Source organism: Psychrobacter sp. PG1 (assembly GCF_014897815.1).
Lineage (GTDB): Bacteria > Pseudomonadota > Gammaproteobacteria > Pseudomonadales > Moraxellaceae > Psychrobacter.
In genome coordinates this window covers 26,757-30,976 of record NZ_JABUZG010000052.1, presented here as the reverse complement: position 1 = coordinate 30,976, position 4,220 = coordinate 26,757, and the positions used below count along the sequence as shown (strand labels likewise).

Sequence of the window (4,220 nt, the reverse complement as noted above, 5' to 3'; positions counted from 1 at the left end):
TTTTTATAACAATGTAGGTATAGTTTAGTGAGGTCAAAGGGTTATCATAGTTATATTATATTACTTTTAGGAGGTATCGATGAATCATAAATTAAAGACGGGCGCTATTGCGATGGCTGTAGCATCCATCAGTATGGTTTTCGTTGGCTGTGCTGCCACCGAAAATACGCCCGCTGTGAAAAATACTGCCATCGATAATCCTTATGCGCCAACGGACCCAAATCTCGCAGTCGCTACGGTCGCTGGCGGTTGTTTTTGGTGCGTGGAAGCGGGTTATGAAAAAATACCTGGCGTTGTAGAAGTGGTCTCTGGCTATACCGGCGGTCAATCGACAAATCCAACTTATAGCACTGTATCAGCAGGTGGCACAGGGCATACTGAAGCGGCTCAAGTCTATTATGACCCAACGAAAATCACCTATAATGGTATCGTTCAAGCGTTATGGCGTATCGCCGATCCAACCGACGCTGACGGCCAGTATGTAGATCGTGGAACCCAGTATCGTCCTGCTATTTTTTATAATAATGCACAAGAAAAGCACATAGCGGAAGCTGCTAAGCAATCACTACAAGACTCTGGTATCTATAGCAAACCAGTTGTGATTGAAATTGTTTCTGCTAGCAAGTTTTATCCAGCTGAAGAGTATCATCAAGATTATTATAAGAAAAATCCAATCCGCTATAAGGCTTATACCTTTAATTCTGGGCGCTATCAATTTATCGAAAGTGTCTATGGTAAAGACTACGAGCTGGATTTTACCCAGTTTAAACCTACGGCGGCAGATAGCGTACAGGCAACATCAAACAATGCGTCAGCTGCTAAAGCTAGTACAGGATTCAATCCAGATACCTTTGTGAAGCCTGCACAGGATGAGCTAAAGCAGTCACTCAGTGACATTCAATATAAAGTCACTCAAAAAGACGGCACCGAACGCGCTTTTGATAATGAATACTGGGATAATAAAGCGCCTGGGCTGTATGTCGATGTGATATCGGGGGAGCCACTATATTCCTCTCGTGATCAATACAAATCTGGCACTGGCTGGCCAAGCTTTACCCGCCCATTGAGCACAGATATGGTCGTTGAGAAGGAAGACCGAGGGATATTCGGAAGCCGTACCGAGATTCGTAGTCGCTATGCAGACTCACACGTCGGTCATGTATTTGACGATGGTCCAGCACCGACAGGCAAGCGCTACTGTATGAATTCAGCGGCAATGCGTTTTATTCCACTGGCGCAGATGGAAGCAGAAGGTTATGGCAATTGGATTGCTGAAGTAAGCTAGGTTAGTTAAGCCTCGTTATATTGTAATCAAGGATTGATTGCTAATTATTAATGATATCTATCTTGAAAGGACGCATTAAAAAAGGATACTTAAGTATCCTTTTTTTATTATCTATTGTTATTTGAAGCGTTAGAATGCAGGCTGACGTCTAGGGATCGCACTCAAAAACTCATTGCGCGCTTGATTGTCATGTACGTACTCACCCAACATCGATGTTGTACGTGTGGTGGAGTGCTGCTTATTTACGCCGCGCATCATCATACACATATGCGCTGCATCCATCACTACTGCTACGCCGCGACAGCCAGTGACATCCATGATAGTTTGTGCCACTTGTTCGCTTAAATTTTCTTGAACTTGCAAGCGACGGGCGAACATATCGACAATACGGGCAAATTTTGATAAGCCCAGTACTTGACCATTGGGTAAATAGCCTACATGAGCGATACCATGAAAAGGCAGCATATGATGTTCGCACAATGAATAAAATTCAATATTTTGTACCAATACCAGCTCGCGATTGCTTGATGGAAACAGGGCGTCGTTGACGACTTCATCCAAGCTTTGGTGATAACCTTGGGTTAAATGTGCAAAAGCTTTCGCGGCACGCATCGGCGTTTCTTCAAGACCGGGACGCTGTAAGTCCTCGCCAGTTGAGAGAATTAGTTGACGATAAGACTCAACGCTTTCTTGGTAATTTGATGCTATTGTTGGGGTGTTACTCATAAGTTTGGCAGCCATCCAAAATGTGGGTGTAGCTTAACGCTAAATCCCTAATTACGAACAGTTACAAATAACTATTGTAAAGGATTTTTATAAAAATTGTGCAAGCTGGGAAGGGCTGTGATTATACTTGAAATCTACTTAACTTCATACTGCTGTGGCGAGCAGTTGAGCGTTTAATCAATATTAGAAGACATTATAAGGGAATACAGTTTACGACTGTTTACTTAAATTAATTCGTGTATAATGACTTATTTTATAATTTGTACTTTTTACGCTGTGATATTCATCATATCTAATCACTCTAAATAACTTAATATGATTAAACAATTTTGATCGACCCAAAAGGAAATATTATGCTACTACAAGGACAACGATTTGTCGTGACAGGCATTGCGAGCAAACTGTCTATCGCTTGGGCTATCGCTGAGGCACTGCACCGTGAAGGTGCCTCATTAATTCTCACCTATCCTAATGATAAGATCAAAAAGCGTGTCGATATGGCTGCGGAGAAATTCGAAGCAGATTTGGTACTTGAGTGTGATGTGGCGTCTGATGAGTCTATCGCTGCTTGTTTTGAGCAAGTCACTGCCCATTGGGGTGATGGAATCGATGGTGTGGTACATGCGATTGGCTTTGCACCGATGGATCAGCTTGATGGCGATTTTGTTAAGGCAACGACCCGTGAAGGTAGTCAAATTGCCCATGATATCTCAAGCTATAGTTTTGTGGCATTGGCCAAAGAAGCTCGTGTTTTATTGGCCATGCGTCACGGTTCGATGCTGACATTGACGTATGAAGGTAGTATTTCGGTATTGCCAAACTACAACGTCATGGGTATGGCAAAGGCCAGCCTTGAAGCCAGTGTTCGCTATTTGGCTACTTCGATGGGCGGTGAAGGCATTCGTGTCAATGCGATCTCAGCAGGTCCTATTCGCACGCTTGCTGCCAGTGGCATCAAATCATTCCGTAAAATGCTCGATATCAGCGAAAAAATCGCGCCGCTACAACGTAATATCACACAAACCGAAGTCGGTAATGCGGCGCTTTTCTTGCTATCACCTTGGGCATCTGGTATTACCGGCGAGATTATGTTTGTTGACGCAGGTTTTAATACCGTTGCTATCAGTGAGCAATTAATGATGCTTGATGAGCCGAAATAATCCACTTCAATAGTCGGTTATAGGGTTTTATAGATCAGGAAGGCAGCCAATAGGTTGCCTTTTTTGGTTATAATAGATGCTTTTTGGTGATAAGCCATTAGGCGGCGAATATGATAACCAAATTACCAAAGTGGATATTGTGGGGCGGGGCAGTACTGGCATTCAGTGCTGGCTGTGTTAACACTGCTGCGTTAATGGGGTTTACCAATCTATCGGTTTCTCACGTCACTGGCAACGTAAGCTTATTTGCAGCGGCTATTGCTTACTTGGATGTGCGTAGTATCTTGTATATCGGTGCGCTGCTATTGTCTTTTTTGGCAGGTGCGATACTGAGCGGTTATGTGATTGGACAGACATCATTAAAGTTAGGTAGGCGCTATGGTAGTGCGCTATATATCGAGGCGGCACTGTTAATGGTCAGCTACTGGTTGTATCAGCAGCATGATTATTTAGGACAGTTGGCAGCGGCAATGGCATGCGGATTACAGAATGCCATGGTAGCGACTTATAGTGGCGCAGTTATTCGTACCACCCATTTGACAGGTTTGACATCAGATATGGGCGCAGCGATTGGCAACTGGTTGGCGGGTCGATCGATTAGCAAACCGACATTAGGGTTTCAAGCCATTATTTGGTATTGCTTTTGCGGTGGCAGCGCCGTTGGAGCATTTTTATTCGCCAAGGTTGGCTATGAAGCGCTATTTGTACCCATTGCTATCGTTTTAACGGCAGCATTTATATATAACTATGTCTCAGACCGCCTGCCAGAAAAAAGAGAGCCAAAAAATAAAAGGCACTCATCATAACGATCAGTACCCTTTACTTTTTGCTTTGAGGTAATAATAAAGCTGTGATTTAGTTTTTACCTTCTTCCTTATGGTCTTCATGTTCATGCAACCCTTGCATCATATCGAGTGCAGAGTCATCGGTACGCTGCTGATCTTTTTTAGCCAAACTGTCTTGATTGATATCTCTCGGTGCCATTTTAGTGGTTGAATCTGTTTTATTTGCATCTGTCATAAAGTGCTCCTATTTATTGTTATTCATTT

At 43.2% G+C, this 4,220-nt stretch carries 5 protein-coding genes; 3 read left to right on the top strand and 2 right to left on the bottom strand.

Annotation, left to right across the window (positions count from 1 at the left end; genetic code table 11):
• Positions 1-79 precede the first annotated feature (79 nt).
• Complete coding sequence (gene msrB / locus INT03_RS05685) at positions 80-1,285, top strand: peptide-methionine (R)-S-oxide reductase MsrB (protein ID WP_193008050.1); 1,206 nt, start codon at positions 80-82, stop codon at positions 1,283-1,285.
• Positions 1,286-1,414: 129 nt separating this feature from the next.
• Here msrB and folE read toward each other — a convergent pair whose 3' ends face one another.
• Positions 1,415-2,011: a GTP cyclohydrolase I FolE gene (folE, locus tag INT03_RS05680; protein ID WP_193008042.1), complete on the bottom strand. Its 597-nt coding sequence runs from the start codon at positions 2,009-2,011 to the stop codon at positions 1,415-1,417.
• 353 nt (positions 2,012-2,364) lie between these two features.
• On the opposite strand from folE, the gene INT03_RS05675 reads away from it, so the two are divergent.
• Positions 2,365-3,171 (top strand): enoyl-ACP reductase, encoded by an 807-nt coding sequence (locus tag INT03_RS05675; protein ID WP_193008040.1) that lies wholly within the window; start codon positions 2,365-2,367, stop codon positions 3,169-3,171.
• 110 nt (positions 3,172-3,281) lie between these two features.
• Positions 3,282-3,977, top strand: a complete 696-nt coding sequence (locus INT03_RS05670) for a YoaK family protein (RefSeq protein WP_087814274.1) — start codon at positions 3,282-3,284, stop codon at positions 3,975-3,977.
• 49 nt (positions 3,978-4,026) lie between these two features.
• Here INT03_RS05670 and INT03_RS05665 read toward each other — a convergent pair whose 3' ends face one another.
• On the bottom strand, positions 4,027-4,191 hold the full coding sequence (locus INT03_RS05665) for a hypothetical protein (protein ID WP_176393024.1): 165 nt from the start codon (positions 4,189-4,191) through the stop codon (positions 4,027-4,029).
• Positions 4,192-4,220 lie beyond the last annotated feature (29 nt).

Excerpts from the sequence above, each read along its gene's own strand:
- folE (WP_193008042.1), bottom strand. The coding sequence starts at position 2,011 with ATGAGTAACACCCCAACAATAGCATCAAATTACCAAGAAAGCGTTGAG.
- INT03_RS05665 (WP_176393024.1), bottom strand. The coding sequence starts at position 4,191 with ATGACAGATGCAAATAAAACAGATTCAACCACTAAAATGGCACCGAGA.
- INT03_RS05670 (WP_087814274.1), top strand. The coding sequence starts at position 3,282 with ATGATAACCAAATTACCAAAGTGGATATTGTGGGGCGGGGCAGTACTG.
- msrB (WP_193008050.1), top strand. The coding sequence starts at position 80 with ATGAATCATAAATTAAAGACGGGCGCTATTGCGATGGCTGTAGCATCC.
- INT03_RS05675 (WP_193008040.1), top strand. The coding sequence starts at position 2,365 with ATGCTACTACAAGGACAACGATTTGTCGTGACAGGCATTGCGAGCAAA.